This is a genomic window from Nocardia sp. KT25-26, from assembly GCF_056627695.1.
In genome coordinates this window covers 2,552,677-2,575,095 of record NZ_CM152813.1, presented here as the reverse complement: position 1 = coordinate 2,575,095, position 22,419 = coordinate 2,552,677, and the positions used below count along the sequence as shown (strand labels likewise).

Below are 22,419 nucleotides of genomic sequence, written 5' to 3'. Positions count from 1 at the left end.
TCGAACGGCACTCCACGATGCCGTTTCGACGAGCACATCGCGCGAAATATCCGACTGTTCTCCGGCACCGCGAAAATACGGCCCGACAGGGAAAGCGCCCAGTAATTCACAGTGCCGGACATTCCCGGAGAAATTCGGCCTTGACTACGATCATGAACGTCATTGCGAATCGGGATCGCGTGGTGCGGACGATCTGCTGTACGGCCGCAGCGGTCGTGCTGCCGGCGGTGACCCCGACCGCTGTCACCGCTCAGCCGACCGCCTCGGCGGCACCGGGTTGCGATGTGGACTGGACGGTCACCGAGGTCGTCACCGGGCTCGGTATGCTGGAGAACCTCGTATCCGACGACCGGGGCGGCTTCTATCTGTCCGGACTGGATGCGGGCGCCATCTTCCATGTCGATGCGGACGGCCGGGTCAGCACCGTACTGTCCGGCCTCGACGCCCCCGCCGGGCTGCAGCTGTCCGGGTCCACGCTGTACTTCGTCACCGGCGACAGTGTGGCTGCCAATGCCCTGCAGACACCGACCGGAGCCCTGTACCGCCTCGATCTCGACACCGGCGCGGTGGATCGGCTCGCGGACGGGCTCATCGCCCCGAACGGCCTGCTGCTCCTGCCCGACGGAGACCTGTTGATCGGCCGGGTCGCCCTGTTCGGACCCCCGACCGGGATCACCCGCTACCGGGCGGCCACCGGGACACTGGAACCGAACTGGGCTCCGGTGCCCAGCGCCAACGGGCTGTCGTTCGCACCCGGCCGCACCGCCGTCTACACCGACGATTCGCTGACCGGCGAGCTCTACCGGGTGCCCTTGTCGGCGCCGCGCGAGTGGACGACGCTACCCGGCGCTTTCGATCCGATCGTCTCGGCACCCGACGATCTGCACGCCGCCGCCGACGGGACGATCTACCTCGCGGCCGACTTCTCCGGCGCGGTCCACGCACTCGACCCCGGCACCGGCGCCCGCTGCACCCTGGCCACCGGTCTGCTGACGCTGCACTACCCGCCCGGGCCGACCTCGGTCCGGATCGCGCCGGACCGGGACGATCCCGCCCTCTACGTCACCACATCGGCCGGTGCACTGCTGCGGCTGCGTCCCCCTGCCGGCATCGATCTCGTACCGGCCTGAACGACCGGAGCGGCCCCGCCTCGATTTCGGACCGACGAAGCGAAGGAGCGAAGCGACTGAGCGGAGGAGGGAAAAATCGAGGCACCCCAGGGGGCCGCGACTCGAGCAGCGGAGCTGCTCCATCCAACGCCGAGCTGCTCAATCAACACAGCACACCGGCCGCCGCTACCGAACCGGGCGCCCGGCACTACCGTGGAGGCGACATCCACCGGCGAACCATGGCAGATTGGAGGGTTGTGACCACCAACTCTTCCGGAGACTCGTACCCCCTCACGGACGCGATGACCACCTCGGTCACCGTCACCGATGGCGTGACGGTGCTGACGGTGACCGGTGAGGTCGATCTCGCCACCGCACCGGCGCTGGAAACCGCGATCGAATCGACCCTGGACGGCGGTCCCGCGCATCTGGTGATCGATCTGACCGCGGTCGGTTTCCTCGCCTCGGCCGGGATGGCGACACTCGTCGCAGCACACCAGCGCGCGGCCGACCGCACCGCGATCGCGATCGTCGCCGACGGGCCGGCCACCAGCCGGCAGCTCAAGATGACCAGCCTCGATCAGGTGTTCTCGATGTTCCCGACCCTGGATGCCGCGCTGAGCGATATCCGCACGTCCTGATCCGCCCGAGGTGCCGCCGTCCCCGCCCCGGGGGCGGCGGCACCTCGGCGTTCACACCAGGGCGCGCAGCTTCTCGATCTGCGCGATCCGGCCCGCGGCGTTCTCCGCGATCGGCGTCACGTTCAGGACGGTCACCCCGGCCTCGGCGAAAGCGGCGATGCGCTCCTTGACGAAGTTCTCCGGGCCGATCAGCGAAACATTACGCACCAGGTCGTCCGGGACGGCCCGGGCGGCGGCCTGCTTGTCGCCGGACAGGTACAGCTCCTGGATGCGGTCGGCTTCGGCGCCGTAGCCGTACTTCGTCGCCAGCGCGTGGTAGAAGTTCTTGCCCTTGGCGCCCATCCCGCCGATGTAGAGCGCCAGATGCGGTTTCACGAACTCCAGCAGCGGCGTGGTGTTCTCACCGATCGCGAGCGCCGGACCGGCATAGATGTCCAGCGAGCCCAGGGCGGGGTCCCGCTTCGCGGTACCGGCGGCGAGGGGCTCGCCCCAGACGTCTCCGGCCTTCTCCGGCAGGAAGAAGATCGGCTGCCATCCTTCCGCGATCTCCGCGGCCAGTTGCACATTCTTCGGCCCCAGCGCCGCGAGCAGCACCGGGATGCGTTCCCGAACGGGATGGTTGATCAGCTTGAGTTCCTTGCCCAGGCCGGTGCCCTGGTCGGCGGGCAGCGGAATCCGGTAGTACTTGCCCTGGTAGTTGAGTTTCTCCCGGCGCCACACCCGACGGCAGATCTCCACCAGCTCCCGGGTGCGCCCGATCGGCGCATCGTAGGGAACACCGTGAAATCCCTCGATCACCTGTGGGCCGGATGCGCCGATGCCGAGCACGAACCGGCCGTCGGAGACGAAGTCCAGACCGGCGGCGGTCATCGCCGTCAAACTCGGGGTGCGGGTGTAGAGCTGCAGGATGCCGGAGGCGAGCTGCACCCGTTCGGTCCGGGCCGCCAGGAACCCGAGGGCGCTCACCGCGTCGAACGAGTAGGCCTCGGGGACGAAGACGATGTCGAGTCCGGCCCGCTCCAGGTCGGCGACCTCGGCCGCCACCTCCTTGAAACCGCCCGAATAGTTGATGCCCAATCCGATCCGCATGGTTCACAACATAGACCCGCAGGCCGGGTCTCCGGGATGCCGCCCCGGCGCCGCGTCGCGGTGGCGCCCGGCAGCGGCGCAGGTGCGCGGTACGGTGAACGGCGACCGCACGTTCCGCCACGTACCGAAAGGCCCGCAGTCGTGTCGCAGCCCACCACCTCGTCCCAGGAGACCGGATCGTTCGGATCGGTCCCGCTGGAGCAGTACCTGTCCGAGCTGGCCGCGAAGGTGCCGGCGCCGGGTGGGGGCGCCGTGGCGGCGCTGCATGCGGCCCAGGCCGCGGCACTGGTGGCGATGGTGGCCCGCTACACCACCCGCGCCAAGGACGCCGACAACCGGCCGGTGGTGGACCGGATCATCGCCGCAGCCGATACCGCCCGGGAGCGTTCGCTGGCCCTGGCCGATGCCGATGCCGCCGCTTTCACCGCGGTCGGCGCCGCCTACAAGCTGCCCAAGGCCACCGACAGCGAGCAGGCCGCCCGCGCCGAGGCGATCGAGGCGGCCCTGGTCGAGGCGGCCCGGGTGCCGGCTGCGGTGGTGGACGAGGCCGACGAGATCCTCTCCCTGGCCGCCGAGCTGCTGCCGATCGGCAACCCGAATGTGGTCACCGATATCGGCGCCGCCGCCGACGCCGCCCGCGCCGCCGCGCTCAGCTCGCAGCTCAATATCGAGATCAACGTCGCCTCATTGCCCGCCGCCCTCGGCGACGGATTCGCGCAGGCCCTGATCCGGGTCGAGGCCCTCGCCGCCCGCGCCGACGCCCTGCATGCCGACGTCCTCCGCGTGGTGCGCGGCGAGTGAGCCGATGATCACCGTGGCGTTCGCCTCGGCCGAGCGCGCCACCCGGGTGTGCAGGCCGCTGCCGGCGAACGCCGCGACGGCCGCCGGGAGCTGATCGGTCCCGGTTTCGATGTAGAGGCGGCCGCCCGGTGCGAGCCATTCCGGCGCCCCGGCCGCGACGCGGCGCAGGATCGCGAGACCGTCGGCGCCGCCGTCCAGCGCGGCCCGCGGCTCGTGGTCGCGTGCTTCCGGCGGCATATCGGCGATCCGGCGGGTCGGGACGTAGGGAACGTTCGCCAGCAGAATGTCGACGCGGCCACGCAGGTCGGCCGGGAGCGGATCGAACAGGTCACCGGTGACGACCCGCGCCGGCACCGACGCCAGGTTGTCGGTGGCACACCCGGTGGCCACGGGATCGATATCGGCCGCGGTCAATGCCACCGCAACGGACCGGGCCCGCAGTTCGGTCGCCAGCGCCAACCCGAGCGCACCGCACCCGCAGCACAGATCCACCGCCCGGACCGGGCTGCCGGTGTTGATGTCGGTGTCGGTGTCGAGCAAAGCCTGCTCGACGAGGTACGCGCTGCGCCGCCGGGGCACGAACACCCCGGCCCCGACCGCGACCGACAGTCCCCGGAACTCCACCCGGCCGATCACATGCTCGAGCGGTTCACCGGCGAGGCGCCGCGCCAGCAGCATCTCGAGATGCGCCGGATCGTCCGCGGTCGCGAGCAGCAGCTGCGCCTCGTCCTCGGCGAATACACAGCCGACCGCGCGCAACTGCGCGATGAGCTGCGCCGGGTCCGGCCAATCGCATGTCATACCGACCGATTCTCCCGGCGCACGCAACCGAGTTTCGCGCACGACCGACCCCCTCGAGCGACGGAGTCGCTCGATCTCACACGGAGCGGCCCCGCCTCGATTTTGGACTGACGGAGCGAGGGAGCGAAGCGACTGAGCGGAGGAGGGAAAAATCGAGGCCCCCCAGGGGCCGCGACTCGAGCAGCGGAGCTGCTCAATCCGACACAGCAAAGGTGCGGGTGGCGTCCAGGTAGATGCCGCGTCGGTCGGCGCGGTTCGGCGGCGGGAGTTCGGACACCAGTCGGTCGAGCGAGGTCATGGCGCCGACGACGTGGGTGCCGGCGACCAGGAAGTCGGCGACGGCCCGCCGGATGTGGTTCGGGGAGGTGACCACTACTGCGCTGGTCGCGCCCAGGTCCTGCAGCAGTGCGGTGCTGTTGATCGCGTTCTGCACGGTGGAGCCGGCGCGTTCTTCCAGATGGACCCGGTCGGCCGGCAGGCCGCGGGCGACCAGCCAGTCCCGCATGGCCCGGGCTTCGGTGATCCCGGCCTGTGGGTTCCCGCCGGTCACGACGACCGGGGAGAAGGGTGCGGCGACGGCCTGGATCCAGGCCGCGGTCAGCCGGTTCACCAGTTCCGGCCGCAGCGAACCGTCGGGTAGCAGGCCGTAGCCGAGCACGACGATGCCGGTCTCCGGACCGACCAGGGCGGGCAGCGGGTTGGGCAGGGTGGCGGCGGCCGCTGTCACGGCGTCCAGGACTCCGGCAGTTCCGGCGGCGCGGCCGGGGTCGAGCACCGCCAGCCGGTCCATGGCCGCCCGGACGGCCGTCGCGTCGCCGGCGTAGTGCGACCAGATGGCCTGCAGGGCAAGCGCTTCGGCATCGTCGGGGTCGGCGTCGACGAGTTCCCGCAATGCGGCCCGACCGGCTTCGGTGTCGCCGTCGACGAAATGCTGCTGGGCGGAGTCGTACAGTGCGGCCGTATCGGGTGCGCTGTACGCGGGCCCAGCGGTCATCCCGGTCAGGGCCGCGGCGCAGGCCGCGGCGGCGAGAAATCGCCGACCGATTCCGGTGATCTTCACGACTGCTCGGCACCTTTCGGTAGATGACGGGAGCGTGTAGCGGCCCCAACGATACGATCGATCGGCGCCGTGACCCGGGTTTTTCACTGTCCCGGGCGTGCCGCGCGACGCGGAGCGGACCGCTTCCCGGGCCGGACCGGACCGGCCGATAAGCTGACACACCGTGGAAACCGCAACGCTGCCCGGCAAGGAACTCGCCGCCGCCATCAACGCCGACACCGCCCAGCGCGCCGCCGCGCTCGCCGAGCGGGGTGGCGCCCCGACCCTGGCACTGGTCGTGGCCACCGACGATCCCGCCAGCGCCTGGTACGTGAACTCGCTGCGCAAGGCGGCAACGAAGCTCGGGATCGACTGTGAGAAGGTCGACCTCGGTGCCGATGCGAGCGCAGCGGCGATTCGCGCCGAACTCGAGGCCCGCAGCGCCGATGCGGGCACCGACGCGATCATGTTGCAGACACCGCTACCGGCCGGGGTCACCCTCGACGATGTGAGCTCGTCGATCGCCGCAACCAAGGATGTCGACGGGGTCAGCCCGTTGTCGCTGGGCCTGCTGGCGGCCGGCCTGGACGGCTTCGTCCCGGCCACCTCGGAGGCCGTGGTGGAACTGCTGAAGCAGCACCGGATCCCGTTGACCGGCCGGCACGTCGCGGTCGTCGGCCGCTCCAATGTGGTCGGTAAACCCCTCGCACAGCTGCTGCTCGCCGAGAATGCCACGGTGACCGTCGCCCATTCCCGGACCGCGGATCTGGCGGCCGTCACCACGGCCGCCGATGTGGTCGTGGCCGCCGCCGGCCGGATCGGCCTGATCACCGGTGCTCATGTCCGCGAAGGCGCCGTGGTGATCGATGTGGGCACCAACGAGGCCCCCGGCGGCGGCATCACCGGCGATGTCGACGCCGAGAGCGTCACCGGCCGCGCCGAAGCCCTGAGCCCGGTGCCCGGTGGCATCGGCCCGGTCACCACCGCACTGCTCATGCAGCACGTCGTCACCGCCGCAGAGAACGCCCGCTGACGGTCGCCCCAGTGGCGGGGTCGCGCCCGCCACTCCTGGTGCCGAATCGTCGCCGAGCCCCGCGGCTCGGCGGCGACCGCACTCCGCAGCGCATGCCGAACCTACGACTCCCGAGGTATGCCCGCTCCCGAGCAGCCCACCTCGATTTCGGACTACGGACCGACGACGCACTGCGCGCAGCGACGCGCACAGGAGAAAACGACGGCCCCGAGACGGCGTCCCGAGCGACGGAGTCGCTCCATCCCACACTGAGCGGCCCCGCCTCGATTTCGGAGCGAAGAAGCGAAGCGACTGAGCGCAGGAAGGAAAAGGAGGCACCCGAAGGGGCCGCGACTGGAGCGACGGAGTCGCTCAGTTCGACATGAAGCGGCCCCGCCTCGATTTTGGACTGACGGAGCGAGGGAGCGAAGCGACTGAGCGGAGGAGGGAAAAATCGAGGCTCTCCAGGGGCCGCGACTCGAGCAGCGGAGCTGCTCCATCCAACACAGTGCTGCTCAATCCAACACAGCTCAATTCAACACAGCTCGGATGGAGGTGATCAGGGTTTCGGCGCCGACCTTGGTGGTGCCGACGAGTTGCGGGTTGTAGATGCGGGGCGCCCGGTCGGGACGGTATTCGGAGATCACCACCCGGTACTGTCCGGCGAAAGCGGCCGGGGTGATCGTCACGCAGTGGGTGGTTCCGGCGGGGATGCTGTCGATTCCGCGCTGGATCTCGGCGCCGGTCGGCACGGCGGCGCCCGGGGCGGTGAGGGTGTGCGCCTGGTCGCCGGAGCGGGCGACGTAGTAGGCGTGCTGGAAGGCCAGGATGGCGTCGACGCCGGACCGGGTTCCGCCGGGGCCGCGGCCCTGAACTCGGAGACCGTCCTGGACGTCCGGGCAGGACGCCGGCGGGGCCAGTGGCGCCGGCGTTGCTGAAGGCACGGGTCGGCCCAGGGAGGTCGACTGCGGCGCCGGACCGCCGCGGAACTGGGTATATGCACCGGTGACCAGTGCGGCCGCCGCGACGGAGGCCGCGAGCGGCATCAGCCAGCGCCGGGTGCGGCGGCGTGGCGTCCGGTCGATCATCCGGGCAAAGACCTCGTCGTCCCCGAGATAGTCCGGTGCCGGACACCCCGGGTCCGGGTGAACTGCGGTGGTCTCGACACCGGGCGCAACGGGTATGGGCTCCGGTTCCGGTGGCGCCGACGGGAACCGCACGATCGGTAACCGGTCCGTCACCGGACCGTCGTCGACCGCCGGGGCATCGAGCGGGGACTCGGGTTCGTCCACCCGGAACGGGGCATCCCCGAACGCGGGGGCCGCCCAGGGATCGAAGGGACCACCCACCACCGGCAAACGGTCGGTGTTGAATTGAGCTGTGTTGGATTGAGCAGCTCCGCTGCTCGAGTCGCGGCCCCTGGGGGGCCTCGATTTTTCCCTCCTCCGCTCAGTCGCTTCGCTCCCTCGCTCCGTCAGTCCAAAATCGAGGCGGGGCCGCTCCGTGTTGGATCGAGCAGCTCCGCTGCTCGAGTCGCGGCCCCTGGGGGGCCGCTCGGGGTCGAACTGAGCGATATCGTCGCTCCTCGGGTAGCTCGGCGCGGGGGGCTCGAACCAGGCGGAGACGTGCGGCGGCGGTGCGGCGGAGGCGGGCCGGGCGGGTTCGGCGGCCGGGGCCGGGGCCGGGAGGATCGGGATGCCGGCGGGTGTGGTGTAGCCGGAGTCCGGTGCCGAGTGGTCGATCGGCGGGCGGGGACGGACGGCATTGCGGACCGGCGGGCGCACCGCCGGAGGGTGCGCTCGCCTGCCGTACTGCACGTCCGGTCGCTCCATCTCCCCACCTTCATCAGGCCCGCACCGTCGGGTCCGTGCCCAGGGTCGTTTCGGCTCTGCGCTGAACCTTACTGCCCTGGCTCACCGAACGGCGAATGCCACGAGGAGGAAACAGGTTTACCGGCCGCAGCCGTGGATACTCACCAGTGGATGTAGACCTGGTCGCCGTAGCCGACGTTGTTGAAGTACCACGCGGCATCACCCGGCGCCAGGTTGATGCACCCGTGGCTCACGTTGGAATTGCCCTGGTACTGCACCGACCACGGCGCCGAGTGGACGAACACTCCGCCCCAGGTGAGCCGGACCGCGTATTCGCCGTCGATGAGGTAACCCTCGGGCGAGTCGAGCGGAACGCCGATGGTTCGCGAATCGAAGACCATGTACCGCGCCTTCTCCAGCACCGGGAAGGTTCCGGCGGGAGTCTCCCAGCCCGGTTTGCCCATGGAGGCCGGCATCGTCCGCACCACCTGGCCGCCCATGCTCACGGTGAATGTGTGTGCGGACAGATTGGCCTCGGCGTAGACACCGGAGTTGGTGCGGAATTCGGTGCGCTGGTTCGCGAAGCCCACCGAGACGACCGAATCGGTCGGCAGCGTCTCGACCGGCTGCCAGCGCAGGGTCCGGTCGTCGAGCCAGGCGAAGGTACCGGCCAGCCGTTCGCCGGCACGGATCGCCACGGCGTTCTCCGCTGCGACACGGTCGGTGACCGGTGCGGTGAAGGTGAAGGTGACCGGTGCGGCGATGCCGACCAGTTCCCCGGGTGCCGGCGCGACGGCCGCCACCGAAATCGCGGGCCCGCGGACGATCGAGGCCGCCGCGGCTACCCCGGATCCGACCGCGGCGAGCGCCGCGACCAGGGTCGCGAGGAAGAGGTAACGAAGTGCGCTTCTCATGAGGCGGCACCCCCTCGAGAGTGGATGACAGGCGAATCCTCATTCTAGGACTTCATGATCATCTCCACCTATCGAAGCGATAACGGCCTTCGCGAATTCCCGAGTGTCGGCTTGCATCTCCGACACGGACATCCCGGACGCACGGCCTTTCCGGCCCACCCCCGCCGAGGCATGCCCCGGGCAGTGACAGCCGCCGCCGGACCGCACTCCCGGTGCGTTCCGGGACCCCCTGGATACCGAGAATCCCCGGTCGCCGCCCGAACGGCCGACCGGAGATTCCGCAGCCGGGCTACTTGCGGCCGATGAAATCGTCCATCGAGTGGTAGACGCCGACCGTGTTCAGGAACAGGTCCCGGACCTTGATCGGGAGCAGGCCGGAGAGGGCCTTGTTGAGCCGCGAGGTCCACGGCAGCACCACGAGTGGACCGCCGTTCTTCATTTCCTTCCAGGAGGTCTCGACGACCTCGTCCTGCTTCAGGATCGGCGTGAACAGGAAACCCTTCGCCCCGTCGAACATGCCGGTGTCGATGTAGGTCGGGCACACGGTGGTGATCTTGACGTGCTCGTGACCGGCCTGTTCCAGCTCGATGCGCACCGAGTCCGACCAGCCCAGCGCAGCCCACTTGGAGGCCGCGTACACGCTCATCCGCGGATTGGACACCAGACCGGCCGAGGAGGCGATGTTCAGGACCCGGGCCTCGGCAGCGCCGGCCACCATGGCCGGCAGGAACTCGAGGGTGACGTACATCGGGGCGAGGGAGTTGATCGCCATCGTCTTGTCGATGTCGCCGCGGTTCTCGGTTTCCCAGAAGTAGCTGTTGCCGCGCACGATGCCCGCATTGTTGACCAGGATGTCGATCCCGCCGACGTCCTTGCGGACCGCGGCAGCGGCATCGCTGATCTTGTCCGGCGCGGAGACGTCGACGACGTACGGGTACACCTTGCCGCCCAGGGCGCCCAGCTCCGCCGCGGTCTCCCGCAGGGCCAGTTCGTTGACGTCCCACAGCACGACGGCGTCGGCACCCTCCCGCACCGCACGCTCGGCGAACAGCTTGCCCAGGCCCATCGCGGCGCCGGTGACGAGCACCCGCTTACCCGCGACCGTTTCCAGTTTCATTCCGTACCAATCCCTGCTCTTGTTCGGACTTCTACTTCTGACGCAACGTTTTCATCGCGCCCAGCACCAGTGTCATGGTCTTGGCCCACATCTGCTCGGACATCCCGGGCAGCGGGGCGATCGGCAGCACCCGCTGAACCGCGACGGTCTGGGTGTCGACGTACTTCAACAGCCCCTCGGGACCGTGCCGGCGGCCCTGGCCCGAGATCCCCAGGCCACCGGACGGGGCGTCGGTGCTGCCCCAGGCGGCACTGTAGCCCTCGTTGACATTGACCGATCCGGCGTTGATCCGGGCCGCAACGGCACGACCGCGGGCCTGGTCCCCGGTCCACACGCTCGCATTGAGGCCGTATTCGGTGTCGTTGGCCTGTTCGATCGCATCCTCGTCACCGCTGACCTTGTACACCGAGACCACCGGGCCGAAGGTTTCCTCACGGTAGACCGACATACCGGGCCGGACCTCGGTCAGCACAGTGGGCTCGTAGAAGTACGGTCCCAGGTCCGGCCGGGCCCGGCCACCGGCCAGTACCTTCGCCCCCTTGGCCACGGCGTCGTCGACGTGTGCGCGCACCGCGTCCAGCTGCCGGGGGAAGGTCAGCGAACCCATGTCCCGGCTGTAGTCCAGTTCACCGCCGAGCGACATGTTCTTGACATTGCCGACGAATTCGGCGACGAACCGGTCGTAGATCTTCTCGTCGACGTAGATCCGTTCCATCGACTCGCACAGCTGGCCGCCGGAGGCGAAGCAGGCGCGCACCGCGCCCTTGGCCGCCTTGGTGACGTCGGCGTCGTCGAGAACCAGCAGTGGATTCTTGCCACCCAGTTCCAGGGAGTAGCCGATCAGCCGCTCACCGGCCTGCCGGGCGATGGTGCGCCCGGTGGCGCTGGAACCGGTGTAGTCGACGTAGTCGGCCCGGGCGATGACGTCACCGCCGATCTCGCGGCCGCGGCCGAGCACCGCCTGCCACACTCCGCGCGGCAGGCCGGCGCGTTCGGCGGCGTCGATCGCCCACAGTGCGGTCAGTGCGGTCTGGTTGTCCGGCCGGGCGATCACGGCATTGCCGGCGATCAGTGCGGGCAACGCATCGGAGGCGGCGAGCGCGAGGGGGTAGTTCCACGGCGAGATCACCGCGACGACACCCTTGGGGCGGTTGTGCACCTCCACCGACGTCAGCACCGGCAGCACGCCGCGCGCCTTGCGGTCGGCGAGCAGTTTCGGCGCGACCGCGGCGTAGTAACGCGCGTTGAGCGCCACGTCGGCCACCTCGTCGAAGGCATGCGGCCGGGATTTGCCGGTCTCGGTCTGCACGATGTCGAGGATGGTGTCCTGCTCGGCGAGAACGATGTCGTGGAACCGGCGCAGGATGGCCACCCGTTCCGCCATCGGGGTGGCGGCCCAGTCGCGCTGCGCATGCCGGGCGACAGCGAAGGCCCGGTCGATGTCGTCGAGCGAGGACTGCGGCAGGTCACCGATCTTGTGGCCGGTGGCCGGGGCGAACACCGCGACCGATTCGGCCCCGCCGGCCACAGCGCGGTCGAACAGCGGCTGCACCAGGGAGCTGGGCAGGGCGGTGGGTTCGGCGGTCAGGTCACGGGCGGTCGTCATTGTCGGCCCTCTCTGTGGACTGGATGCACGGCACGCAGAGGCAGCAAGCCCTCGCACGGGTTCGGCTATTTGCTGAACACTAGTGTTAGATTAATGGTTGCGCCCGGTGGTGTGTCAAGCTTTCCGCCGGCGGCGCGGACCTCGCCGACGAGGTCGTGCCGATGTGAGGAGGTGCCGATGTCGTCGAGGGAAACCACCGCGGTGCGCCGCGGCCGCCCACCCCAGACCCGGGAACAGGCCGACGAGGTCCGCGCCCGGATTGTCGCGGCCACCGCCCGGGTCTTCGCCCGCACCGGTTCCCGCGGCCTCAGCGTCGCGCAGATCATCGAGGAGGCCGGTCTGGCCAGGCCGACCTTCTACCGCTACTTCGGCAATGCCGGCGAACCGCTGCACGCCCTGCTCACCGAATCGAACGACCGCCTGGTCGGCGCGATCGGCAGCGCACTGGCGGGCACCGAGGAGCCGGTCCAGCTCGGGATCCGGCTGATCGACGCCTATATCGATTGGGCCCGCGGGCACGGCGCCATGCTGGGTCCGCTGTTCGCCGAACTGCACGATCCCGCTTCCCCGGTGTCGGCCTACCGGGAACGGGCCCTGGACGATATCCGGGCGCTGGTCCGCACCACGTTCGCCGAATTGGGCCGCCGGGTGCCGAATGCGCTCGATCTGGATGCGGCACTGCACGTCTGCGAGTACGCGGTGTACCGGGTCACCGCGGCGGATCCGGAGCGCACGCCGGAACCGGCCCTGGTCACCGAGGCGCGGCTGACGATGATCCGGATCCTGCTGGTCACCCTCGGTACCCGCGACGACCTCGCGTACGCGATGGAGCTGCCGGGCATCTTCCCGGACAGCTGACCCCGCCCGGCGACGATGCCGGACGGGGTGACTCCCCGGCGACCTATTCGTCGAGTTCCGGGTCGGTGCAGATCTTCCAGTCGCCGTCTTCCTTCACGAAGTACTCGGTGGACTCGGAGTCCGGGTCCATCTCCTCACCGGTGGCGGCGGTGGCACCGAACGAGCCGGTGAGCTTGGCAGTGGCGTTGTCGCCGGTGATCTCGATATCGGTCACCGAGTCGACGGTGATCTGCCAGTCCGCGTCCTCCATCATGCCCCGGGTCAGGTCGTCCATCTCGTCCCAGTCGGTGCGCATGGTGCGGCATGCCGACGGGACCGCCGCGGCGATCCCGTCGGCATCCATGATCGCGTAGAAGTCCCGGGCCGCCGCCTCGATCCGGTCTTCGTCGCTCGCGAGCGGACCGGAACCCTGCTGGGTCAGCACCACCGCCGTGACACCGGCCCCGATCACCAGGACGACGATCGCGATCATGCCGACGATGAGCCCCGTCCGGCTCTTCTTCGGCGGGGGCGGCGCACCGTAGTACGGTTGCTGCGGAGTACCCGGCGGCGGCCCGCCCGGTACACCGTAGCCGGGCTGCGGCGGGTATCCGGGTGGCGGCGGGCCGCCGGCCGGACCGAATCCGGGGCCGCCTGCGCCGGCCGGCGGGAATCCGGGCTGCGGCTGCCCTGGCGACGAGGCGTGCCCCGGCTGCGGTGGCGGCCCGCCCGGGGCGAAACCCGGCTGCGGTGCCGGCGCACCGGCGGGGCCGAAACCCGGTTGCGGGTGCTGGGGTACGGATCCGTAGCCAGGTTGTGGCTGCTCCCCCGGTGGCTGATTCGGATACTGCGGCTGCCCGTACGGCCCGGAGCCGGGCGGATATGTCATCACAATCCTGTCGTTGTCCCCACCTCTGTCGGACGACACGCTACCCGGCCGGGCCGCCGACGGTGCCGCCGGTCGCGCCGGCGGGCCCACGGAGCACGCCGCTATGCGCGCCGGGACAGGCCACTGGCGCGCAGCACCCGGCGGCCCACGGCGGCGCGGATCGACTCCTCGCTGCCGATGATGCGCACCCGGGTGCGGGCCCGGGTGATGGCGGTGTACAGCAACTCCCGGGTGAGCAGGGAGGACTCGGGGTCGGGCAGCACGATCGACACGGTGCCGTACTGGCTGCCCTGGCTGCGGTGGACGGTCATCGCGAACACGGTCACCACCGCGGGAAACTGGGTCGGGTGCACCAGGTACGGTTCGCTGCCGCGCTGCAGCGCCGCCCGCAACGTGCCGTCCGGCCCACGCACGATCACCCCGGTGTCGCCGTTGTAGATCCGGGCTTCGTGATCGTTGGCGGTGACGAGCAATGGCTGCCCCGGATACCAGGGCCCGGCACCGGGTTCCGGCCCGGCACCGGCCGCGGCCGCCCAGTCGGCCGCCATCCGGTCCCAGCGTTCCACGCCGTAGGGGCCCTGCCGGTGCGCACAGAGCAACCGGTGCGATTCGAGCGCGGTCAGGGCCGCGGCGGCCGCACCGTCCGCGGCCGCCGTCGAGACCGCCTGTGCCGCGTGCACGACATCGTCACGCACCCCGGAGACGTCGTCGGGATCGCACAGTGACAGTGCGGAATCGCCGGCCCGCAGCAGGTCGATGGCGGTCTCGGCATCGCCGCCCCGGACCGCCACGGCCAGCTCGGCGATCCGGCCGCCGAATCGCCGGCCCCGGGTGAGTCGGATGATGCCGCCGCGCAGCCGCGCCCGCTCCGGCCCCGACAACTGTTCGCCGGCACTCGCCGCCGACGCCGGTTCCGGTTCCGCCGCCACCCCGGTCAGCCGCGGCAACACCGGGTTCGGGTGCGCGGCCATCGGCGCCGCGACCAGATCGGCGAGTACGGCACCCGCGTCCACGGAGGCCAGCTGGTCGGGATCGCCGACCAGCACCAGCCGGGTGTCCGGGCGCAGCGCGGCCAGCAGCCGGCTCATCATCGTCAACGACACCATCGACGTCTCGTCGACCACCACCACGTCGTAGGGCAGCCGGTTGTGCTCGTGGTAGCGGAACCGGGTGCCGCGGCCGCGCTGCCAGCCGAGCAGCCGGTGCAGGGTGGCCGCGGTCAGCTCGGGCAACGCCAGCTCACCGGCTTGTTCCCGCACCGCTTCCTGCAGGCGGGCGGCGGCTTTACCGGTCGGCGCGGCCAGCGCGATGCGCAGCGCGGGCAGTTTCGGGGTGGCCCGCCGATCCGCGGTGAGCAGGGCCAGGATCCGGGCGATGGTATGGGTCTTACCGGTGCCCGGCCCGCCGGCGACCACCGTCGTCCAGTGGGTCGCGGCCAGTGCCGCGGCCAGGCGCTGCCGGTCCGGCTCCGGGCCGGCCGGGCCGAACAACCGATCCAGCTCGGCACCGATCCGCTCGGCGTCGACGACCGGATGTCCGCCGCCCCGTTCGGTCAGCACCTGCCGGATGGTCTGTTCCTGCCGGTAGTACCGGTCCAGGTAGAGCAACGGCCCGAGGCCCCCTGCCGCCGGCACCAGCCGCAGCGGCCGCAGCGGTCCGGCCGCGCTGCCCCGGACCAACGGGCTGCGTTCCAGTTCGGTGCACACGGCCTCCGGATCCGGCCAGGGCAGCGTGGCGGGGTCGGTTGCCGTCCCGGTGTCCCAGGTCTCGTCGACATCGACCCCGATCTCCGACATCCGGTCCAGTTCCAGGCACACCGAACCGGACCGGACCGCCCGGACCGCCAGCGCGGCGGCGAACAGCACCATGTCCCCGGATTCGCCGCCGAGCCGGCCGATCCGCAGCGCCACATGCACGTCCGCGGCGGAGAGCACCCCGGCCTCGTTGAACGAGCGCAACAAGCCGGTACCACGCTGTGCGACCTGGATCGATGTCACCGGATTCCCTCCCCCGCCAGCAGATCGGACAGTTCGGTGACCAGCGCGGCCGGCGGCCGCCAATCGAATACACCGTGTCCGGCCGGAGTGTCCGGTCCGATCATGCCGCGCACGAACAGATAGCTCGTCCCGCCGAGATGCCGGTGCGGGTCGTAGCCCGGCAGCCGCCAGCGCAGATACCGGTGCAGGGCCACCGAGTACAGCAACGCCTGGAGCAGATAGTGGGACCGGATCATCTCGGCGGCCATGGCCTCGCGACCGTAGTCGGCCACCGTCAGCTCGCCGATGCCGAGCCGGTTGGTCTTGTAGTCGACGATGACGTACTGCGGCTCGTCCCCGGCGCCCGGTACGCGCAGCACCGCGTCGATACTGCCGGTGAGATAACCGCGCAGCACGGTGTCGGGCAGGGCAGCCAACCGGTCCGGGTACCCGACGAGTTCGGGGTCGCCGGTCAGGTGCCGGCGCAGCAGGTCCGCGATCCGGTGCAGGCTCGCGGCCACCGCACCCGGCCGGTCACCACCGGCGAGGGGCAGTTCGAACTCGAGCTCGCAGAGCCGGTCCCGGGTGGCGATCTGTGCCGGGGTGCCGAACCCGGCCGGCGTGCGCAGCACCGCGAGCAGGGCCGCAGCCAGCTGTTCGGGATCCGCGGCCACCGGGTGTTCCTCGAGCGCGGCGGTGCACCGGGCCCGCACCTCTGCCGCGAGATCGGGTGCCTCCGTGTCGACCTGTTCGAGCACGGCGTGCACCAGCGTGCCGAATTCGGCACCGTAGGGCAGCTCGTTCATCAGCGAGGGCGCCGCGCCGGGCGCCGCGCCGGATTCGGTGGCGGGCGCAGGTTCCGTGGGCTCGTCGCGGGCGGCCACGTCGTCCGGCGGCTCGGCGTCCGGTGTGTGGCCGGCGGCGTCGTGCGCGGTGGCGGTGAGCGCCGAATAGGAGGTGCGCCGCCAGCTGTGGTCGATCTCGCGGTCGAAGGTCGCGGCCGCGAGAGCCACGGCCGGAGCCGGCACCCGCTCCCGGCGAACCGTGCCGGTGGCACCCGGTTCGACCGGTTCCACCGCGACCACATCGGATGCCGGTGCGGCCCAGGCCGTGAGCCGGGCCAGGGCGGCCGCGTCCTCGGGCACCGGCGCATGCGGTGGCACCGTCGCCCCGCCCGGGTCGCGGCCCAGCATCATCCGGTGCAGCGGCGCCGCCGCGGTGCTCGTCGACGGCGCCCACCAGGCCACCACCCGGCAGCGGGCGCGGGTCAGGGCGACGTAGAGCAGTCGCAGTTCCTCACCGGCGGTCTCGGTGTCGCTGCGACGCCGCCGGTCGCGGTAGCCGGGCGCGTCCGGGCCACCGACGTCGAGGACTCGCGCACCGGCTTCGTCGTGGTAGAGCAGGGTGGCGGGTTTCGGGTTCCGGGCACTGTCCCAGGCGAACGGCAGGTACACGATCGGGAATTCCAGCCCCTTGCTGGCGTGCACGGTGGCCAGCTGCACCGCGGCCGCATCGCGATCGAGCCGGCAGTTGCGATCGCGGACCGCACCGGACTCCGGATCCCGGATCCGGTCACCGAGCCAGCGGGTGAGTGCGGTGAGCCCGAGCCCCTCGGTGCGCGCCACCCGGTCCAGGAGCTGGGCGATGTGCCGCAGGTCGGTCAGCACGCGTTCCCCGTCGGCCAGGCCCAGCAGCCGGGGGGCAGGACGGTACTCCGCGGCGAGGCGATCGAAGACCGCCGCGAACCCGGCCCGGGCGAACAGGCGGGCGGCCTCCCGCAATTCGGTGGACAGCCTCCCGACCAGGTCGGGGCCGCCCGCATCCAGCTCGGCGGCACCGAAACCGAGCAGGGCGGTCCCGGCCGCCAGCCGTACCCGGTCGCTCCGGTGCGGCTGTTCCAGAGCCCGCAACAGGTGCAGCCAATCGGCGGCGGCCGTGGTGGCGAAGACATTGGTGCCGCCGGCCAGCACCACGGCGACCCCGGCTCGTTCCAGTGCCCGGCGGACCACGTCGAGCTGGGTCCGGGTGCGTACCAGCACCGCGATGTCACCGGGCCCGACCGATCGGCCGGCCGCGCCGCCGGTCCCGGGCAGGGTGGCCGACGAGCCGAGCAGGCCGACGATATCGGCGGCCAGATCGGCCGCCACCCGGTCCCGCTGTGCCCCGGGCGACGGCAGGCCACGCGGGTTGTACCGGCGGGCCCCCGCGGCGGGCAGCACGCGGATCCGCAGCGGCGCGGATCGTTCCGGGTCACCGCTCACCCCGGGACCGGGGTGCACCGGTTCCACCGGGTACACGCGGATGTCCCGATGCCCCAGTTCGGCACCGCCCTGCAGGTGGTGCAGCGCGTGCAGCAGGCCCGCATCGCTGCGCCGGTTCCGGGTCAGCTCCCGGCGCCGGTCGGCCTGCCCGACCGCGTCCAGGTAGCTCAGCACCTCGGCACCGCGGAAGGCATAGATCGCTTGTTTCGGATCACCGACCAGGACCATGGTGGCGGTGCCGTGGAAAGCGCGGCGCAGGATGTCCCATTGCACCGGGTCGGTGTCCTGGAACTCGTCCACCAGCGCCACCCGGTAGCGGTCCCGGATCCGGGCGCAGGCCGCGGGTCCGTGCTCCGGATCGGCGAGGATCTCGTGCAGCAGCGCCGGCAGGTCGTCGAAATCGCGTAGTCCGGCACGGCGTTTGCGGCGCTCGGTCTCGGTGCGGACCGCCGCCGCGAAGGCGGCGCGCTCACCGTCCGGTCCCGCCTCGGCCGGGACGAGGCGGGACCGCCGGTCACCCACCGCGGCGAGTCCCAGTGTGTGCGCGGTCCGCAGCGAGAACGGGGCACCGGAGCGGGAGTACCGGTACAGGTACAGATCGTCCACCACGGTGGCCACCAGGTCCGCCACCGATTCGGTCACCCGGGCCCGCGGATCGAGATCACCGGCCAACCCGAGTTCGTCGAGCATCCGCTGGCAGAATCCGTGGGTTGTGGCGATGGTGCCGGCATCGAATTCGGCCAGCGCGGACAGCAGCCGGCGCCGGTGCACCGCCGCATCGGCGCCGGACAGCAACCGGACCACATCGTCGGGGTCGGTCGCGGCCGCCGCCGGATCGGCCAGCGCCGCGGCGACCCGGACCAGGCGTTCCCGGGTGCGTTCGCGCAGTTCCTGGGTTGCCGCCCGGCTGAAGGTCACCAGCAGCAGGTCCCGGATGCCCACCCGGTCCTCGGCCAGGTAGCGCACCGCCAGCCCGACGATCGCATGGGTCTTCCCGGTACCCGCGCTGGCCTCGAGCACCGTGGTCCCGGTCGGCAGCGGTCCGGCCGGATCGAAGGCGGCGGGGGCGTCCAGTATTGCGGTCGGTTTCACGGCTGTCCCTGTTCTTCGGCGGCCAGCAACGGAGTCCACAGCCGCCGGGCCAGTGCCCCGAAGCGGCTGTGTTCGATCTGCCCGGGCGGCGCGGGAATCTCGAGGAGCTGCCGGAGCTGCAGGTTCGGCCCCCAGACGTGGCGCAGGTACCGGTCGCGGCCCTCGTATCCGTCCCAGAACGCCGATTCGGCGGCCTCGGTCGCTGCCTCGACAGTGCCCCGCGCCCGGTGCTCGGCGTAGGCGAGCCCGGCATCGGTGGTCACCGGCAGTGGTTCCTGCAGCCCTTCGTCCCGGAGGCGCGCCAGATCGCGGAGCAGTTCGCGGGCCTGCCCGGCATCCGGTGCGGTGAGGTCGCTGCGCCGGACCCGGCCGCCGAAGCGAGCCCGGCCGATCGTGACGGACCGCCACGGCCGATCCTGGTCGGCGGCCAGGGCCAGCAGCGAAACCCACGCCGCCATCCGATGTTTCGGGGCGAGCCGGGAGTAGGTGGCGCGTACCGCGGTATCGCCGCGGACCTCGGGCACCGTGCCGGTCAGTCGCCGGCCACCGCCCAGATCCACGGTGATGTCCACCGCCCGGGCCGGTACGAGGTATTCCGACTGCGCCGCCCGGACCAGGGTGTCCACGGTGCGCTCCACCTCGTCGAGGGCCGCGGCACCGAAACCGAACGGCGGCAGCGTGCCCCGGCGCCATTCGGCTGCCCGCAACGAGGCCGGGTCGGCGCCGGTGAGCCGGGCGGTGAGCATCCGCTCGCCCAGATCCCATTTGGCCAGGCCGTCCAGTTCGATGGGCAGCCGATCGGCCAGGTCCTCCTCGGTCTCGGGGATCCGGATGCCGAGCCGCTGCCACAGGAAGGCGCGGACCGGGTGTTCGGCAAAGGCGATCAGGTCGGCCAGGGCGAGATCGGCAGGCGGCACGGTGGGCAGCGGGCCGGGCAGGAACACCGGCCGCGGCGCGGCGGCACCGGCGGCGGCCCGGGCTCCGGCGAGCGCGACGGTATCGAAACTGCGCAGCCCGTCCGGGGCGAAATTGCGCGGATCGAACGGCTGCAGCGGATGGTGGATCACCAGTTCGTCACCCGGGCCGTCCAGATATCCGCACAGGGCGTCGCGCAGTTCGGCGACCGGGACGGCCGGTGGCCGCCGGGCACCGGTGACCGGGTCCGCGCCGGTGTGCAGGATCAGCAGCCGCTGCCGCGCCGCCAGGATCGCATCGAGCAGCAGGCCACGGTCGGCGCTGCGTGGATCCCGTTCGCCCGGTAACGGTGTGCGGGCGGTCAGATCGTCGCCGCGGGCGGGCGCCGGCCGGGGGAACACGTCGTCGTCGATCCCCAGCAACACCACCACCCGATGCGGTACCGACCGCAGCGGCGCCAGGGTGCACACGGTGAGTTCGCCGGTGCGGTAGTTGGCCCGGGCCGAACGGGCCGCGAGCCGCCGGTCCAGCAGTGCAGCGATATCGGTGAGCTGCAACGGCAGGTCCCCGCCGTGCTCGGTGGCCGCCACGACTTCCCGGCGCACCTCGGTGCGCTGCCATTCGTCGGCGGCCGGGACCTCCGTGAGCAGGTCGAGGGCGCGGGCCAGCACGGTCGCCCAGTGCCGGGCCGGGTGCGGACCGCGCAGATCGCGCAGGCAGACCGCGAGCCGGTCGATGTACTCGGCGAACCGGCCGGCCAGATCGATGTCACCGGAATCCACATCGTCCAGTGGCAGGGCCAGATCCAGCCAGTCGTCGCCGGATTCGCCGGCCGCCACGCCCAGCAGGATCCGGTCCACCGCACTGTTGAGCGTGTTCTGCGCGAAATCGGCGAGCCCGAACGCCTGCCGCTGCCGCTGCCCGATCCCCCACCGGGCACCGGCTTCGGCGGCCCATTCCCGGAGCCGCTCGATATCGTCGTCGTCGAATCCGCACCGGCGGCGGACGGTCTCGGCGGCCGCCAGGTCCAGTACTTCGGTCACCGTCACCCGGCCGTCGGCCAGCTCCAGCAGGGTCGCGATCACGCCGAGCAGCGGATTGGTCACGGTCCGCCCGCGGTCGGCGGGGCGGACCCGGAGTCGGCGGCCGGGGTGCTCGGTGCCGGCGAGCGGCTGGTCTTCGGCGGTCACGGGGCCGAAGGCGGCACGGACGAGCGGTGCGAAGGTCTCGGTGTCCGGGCACATGATCAGCACATCCCGGGGTTGCAGGTCCGGGTCGTCCGCGAACAGACCGACCAGTAGTTCCCGTAGCACCTCGACCTGCCGGGTCGGGCCGTGGCAGGCGTGGATCCGGACCGTGCCGTCCGGCATCAGCCCGGGCACCGGCGCGGGCGCCCGGTCGGCACGGATGCCGGCTTGCAGATGCGTCAGCAGCGACCCGGGTCCGGACGGCTCCGGCGCCCGATGGTGGGTATCGGTGTCGAGCAGCGGCTGCAGCCGCTGCTGCAGCTCCACGATGTCCCGGCCCAGGGCGGCGGTGAGGGGATGGCCCACAGTGGTCTGCGTGGCGTCTCGACCGCGGGCCGCGGGCGGGGCCGAACCCACCGTGTCCCACAGGTGCGGGCCCGGGTGCGGTAACCAGATGTGCACGTCGCGGTGCGCGGCCAGGGCGGCCAGGACCGCCGCGTGGTCGGCGGGCAGCCGGTCGATCCCGAACAGGGAGACCCGCGGCGGTAGATCGACGCACCCCGGTTCGGCCCGGAGCCGCGCGCAGGTCGCACCGAGCCGTTCGGCGGGAGCGGGTACCCCGGCGGCGGCCCGCACCGCCCGCCACAACTCGGGCTGCCAGCGCAGGTCGTCCGGTACCGGCGCACCGGCGCCGTCGGTGTCCTCGCCCGCGGCCCACTGCGTGAGCATGGCGGGCCGCTGTGTGCCGTATCCCTCGAACAGTGCGGTGAGCTGTGCGGCCGTGGCGTACCGGCGTCCCGCTCGGTCGCCCGCCGCATCGGACACGCCCAGATGCCGGTCCAGAACGGTGCGCCAGGGCCGGCCCGCGGTGTCGTCGATGACCTGGAGCACCGTCCAGACGAGACGCTCCGGCGCCCACGGATCGGTATCGGCCGGGATCGGGCCTGCGGCCGTGAGCACCTCGGCGACCAGTGCGGACGGGATCGGGAAGGCGATATTTGCGGCAACTCCGTCGGCACCGGCAGCACCGGCGCCGAGCGGGCCCGCGAGCCGCTGCGCGAGCCAGCGTTCCACCCCCTTCGCCGGAACGGCCACCACCTCCGGAACGAACGGGTCCGGCCCCGGGGTGCGCAGCAGGGCCGCCAGGGAATCGGCGAGCACTTCGGCGCGTTCGGCCCGATGGAGGTGCAGGGGCATCCGTCGTTTATACGCCCGGCGACCGACCGGCTACCGGACCGCCCCACCACCGCCGCAGCCGCCGGGAGTGAAATACGCCACACCGGAACGGGATACCCGGCCCGGTCACCTGGCGGCGCGGGGCG

Annotated in this window: 16 protein-coding genes; 5 read left to right on the top strand and 11 right to left on the bottom strand. The window is 71.5% G+C overall.

Annotated elements, in window-relative coordinates:
• The first annotated feature begins 152 nt into the window (after positions 1 to 152).
• The gene (locus tag AC1HFH_RS11665) at positions 153 to 1,130 is read left to right on the top strand and encodes an SMP-30/gluconolactonase/LRE family protein (RefSeq protein ID WP_480247456.1); all 978 of its coding nucleotides are present in this window, start codon (positions 153 to 155) and stop codon (positions 1,128 to 1,130) included.
• A gap of 281 nt (positions 1,131 to 1,411) precedes the next feature.
• Positions 1,412 to 1,750, top strand: coding sequence for an STAS domain-containing protein (locus AC1HFH_RS11660; RefSeq protein ID WP_480247826.1), 339 nt, complete (start codon positions 1,412 to 1,414; stop codon positions 1,748 to 1,750).
• A 51-nt stretch (positions 1,751 to 1,801) separates the two neighbouring features.
• On the opposite strand, the gene AC1HFH_RS11655 is transcribed toward AC1HFH_RS11660, so the two are convergent.
• The gene (locus AC1HFH_RS11655; protein WP_480247455.1) at positions 1,802 to 2,839 is read right to left on the bottom strand and encodes an LLM class F420-dependent oxidoreductase; all 1,038 of its coding nucleotides are present in this window, start codon (positions 2,837 to 2,839) and stop codon (positions 1,802 to 1,804) included.
• 141 nt (positions 2,840 to 2,980) lie between these two features.
• Here AC1HFH_RS11655 and AC1HFH_RS11650 point away from each other — a divergent pair, with 141 nt between their 5' ends.
• Entirely contained in the window at positions 2,981 to 3,640 is a 660-nt protein-coding gene (locus AC1HFH_RS11650; protein ID WP_480247454.1) for a cyclodeaminase/cyclohydrolase family protein, read from the top strand.
• On the opposite strand, the gene AC1HFH_RS11645 is transcribed toward AC1HFH_RS11650, so the two are convergent.
• Both AC1HFH_RS11645 and AC1HFH_RS11640 read right to left on the bottom strand, forming a co-directional pair.
• The gene (locus AC1HFH_RS11645) at positions 3,524 to 4,441 is read right to left on the bottom strand and encodes a putative protein N(5)-glutamine methyltransferase (protein ID WP_480247453.1); all 918 of its coding nucleotides are present in this window, start codon (positions 4,439 to 4,441) and stop codon (positions 3,524 to 3,526) included. The genes AC1HFH_RS11650 and AC1HFH_RS11645 overlap by 117 nt on opposite strands.
• A gap of 193 nt (positions 4,442 to 4,634) precedes the next feature.
• A complete protein-coding gene (locus AC1HFH_RS11640; protein ID WP_480247452.1) occupies positions 4,635 to 5,501 on the bottom strand; it encodes an ElyC/SanA/YdcF family protein in 867 nt (288 codons plus the stop codon).
• Between the two features lie 163 nt (positions 5,502 to 5,664).
• Here AC1HFH_RS11640 and AC1HFH_RS11635 point away from each other — a divergent pair, with 163 nt between their 5' ends.
• On the top strand, positions 5,665 to 6,513 hold the full coding sequence (locus AC1HFH_RS11635) for a bifunctional 5,10-methylenetetrahydrofolate dehydrogenase/5,10-methenyltetrahydrofolate cyclohydrolase (protein WP_480247451.1): 849 nt from the start codon (positions 5,665 to 5,667) through the stop codon (positions 6,511 to 6,513).
• Positions 6,514 to 7,022: 509 nt separating this feature from the next.
• On the opposite strand, the gene AC1HFH_RS11630 is transcribed toward AC1HFH_RS11635, so the two are convergent.
• From AC1HFH_RS11630 to AC1HFH_RS11615, 4 genes are all read right to left on the bottom strand, one after another.
• Entirely contained in the window at positions 7,023 to 7,844 is an 822-nt protein-coding gene (locus tag AC1HFH_RS11630; protein WP_480247450.1) for a DUF8176 domain-containing protein, read from the bottom strand.
• A 620-nt stretch (positions 7,845 to 8,464) separates the two neighbouring features.
• Positions 8,465 to 9,217, bottom strand: a complete 753-nt coding sequence (locus AC1HFH_RS11625) for a L,D-transpeptidase (protein ID WP_480247449.1) — start codon at positions 9,215 to 9,217, stop codon at positions 8,465 to 8,467.
• Positions 9,218 to 9,506: 289 nt separating this feature from the next.
• On the bottom strand, positions 9,507 to 10,334 hold the full coding sequence (locus AC1HFH_RS11620) for an SDR family NAD(P)-dependent oxidoreductase (protein ID WP_480247448.1): 828 nt from the start codon (positions 10,332 to 10,334) through the stop codon (positions 9,507 to 9,509).
• 31 nt (positions 10,335 to 10,365) lie between these two features.
• Entirely contained in the window at positions 10,366 to 11,940 is a 1,575-nt protein-coding gene (locus AC1HFH_RS11615) for a succinic semialdehyde dehydrogenase (protein WP_480247447.1), read from the bottom strand.
• A 177-nt stretch (positions 11,941 to 12,117) separates the two neighbouring features.
• Here AC1HFH_RS11615 and AC1HFH_RS11610 point away from each other — a divergent pair, with 177 nt between their 5' ends.
• A complete protein-coding gene (locus AC1HFH_RS11610; protein ID WP_480247446.1) occupies positions 12,118 to 12,798 on the top strand; it encodes a TetR/AcrR family transcriptional regulator in 681 nt (226 codons plus the stop codon).
• A gap of 43 nt (positions 12,799 to 12,841) precedes the next feature.
• On the opposite strand, the gene AC1HFH_RS11605 is transcribed toward AC1HFH_RS11610, so the two are convergent.
• The 4 genes from AC1HFH_RS11605 to recC form a co-directional block, all read right to left on the bottom strand.
• Positions 12,842 to 13,666, bottom strand: coding sequence for an Rv0361 family membrane protein (locus AC1HFH_RS11605; RefSeq protein ID WP_480247445.1), 825 nt, complete (start codon positions 13,664 to 13,666; stop codon positions 12,842 to 12,844).
• A 101-nt stretch (positions 13,667 to 13,767) separates the two neighbouring features.
• Positions 13,768 to 15,663, bottom strand: a complete 1,896-nt coding sequence (recD, locus tag AC1HFH_RS11600; protein WP_480247444.1) for an exodeoxyribonuclease V subunit alpha — start codon at positions 15,661 to 15,663, stop codon at positions 13,768 to 13,770.
• Positions 15,660 to 18,995 carry a UvrD-helicase domain-containing protein gene (locus AC1HFH_RS11595; protein ID WP_480247443.1) on the bottom strand — a complete coding sequence of 1,112 codons (3,336 nt, stop codon included), beginning with the start codon at positions 18,993 to 18,995 and terminating at the stop codon, positions 15,660 to 15,662. Before AC1HFH_RS11595 ends, recD begins: the two co-directional genes overlap by 4 nt.
• Complete coding sequence (gene recC / locus AC1HFH_RS11590) at positions 18,992 to 22,294, bottom strand: exodeoxyribonuclease V subunit gamma (protein ID WP_480247442.1); 3,303 nt, start codon at positions 22,292 to 22,294, stop codon at positions 18,992 to 18,994. Before recC ends, AC1HFH_RS11595 begins: the two co-directional genes overlap by 4 nt.
• Positions 22,295 to 22,419: the final 125 nt, after the last annotated feature.

Coding starts and splice junctions, on each gene's coding strand:
- AC1HFH_RS11620 (WP_480247448.1), bottom strand. CDS start 10,334: ATGAAACTGGAAACGGTCGCGGGTAAGCGGGTGCTCGTCACCGGCGCC.
- AC1HFH_RS11605 (WP_480247445.1), bottom strand. CDS start 13,666: ATGACATATCCGCCCGGCTCCGGGCCGTACGGGCAGCCGCAGTATCCG.
- AC1HFH_RS11645 (WP_480247453.1), bottom strand. CDS start 4,441: ATGACATGCGATTGGCCGGACCCGGCGCAGCTCATCGCGCAGTTGCGC.
- AC1HFH_RS11610 (WP_480247446.1), top strand. CDS start 12,118: ATGTCGTCGAGGGAAACCACCGCGGTGCGCCGCGGCCGCCCACCCCAG.
- AC1HFH_RS11665 (WP_480247456.1), top strand. CDS start 153: ATGAACGTCATTGCGAATCGGGATCGCGTGGTGCGGACGATCTGCTGT.
- AC1HFH_RS11660 (WP_480247826.1), top strand. CDS start 1,412: ATGACCACCTCGGTCACCGTCACCGATGGCGTGACGGTGCTGACGGTG.
- AC1HFH_RS11625 (WP_480247449.1), bottom strand. CDS start 9,217: ATGAGAAGCGCACTTCGTTACCTCTTCCTCGCGACCCTGGTCGCGGCG.
- AC1HFH_RS11655 (WP_480247455.1), bottom strand. CDS start 2,839: ATGCGGATCGGATTGGGCATCAACTATTCGGGCGGTTTCAAGGAGGTG.
- recC (WP_480247442.1), bottom strand. CDS start 22,294: ATGCCCCTGCACCTCCATCGGGCCGAACGCGCCGAAGTGCTCGCCGAT.
- AC1HFH_RS11615 (WP_480247447.1), bottom strand. CDS start 11,940: ATGACGACCGCCCGTGACCTGACCGCCGAACCCACCGCCCTGCCCAGC.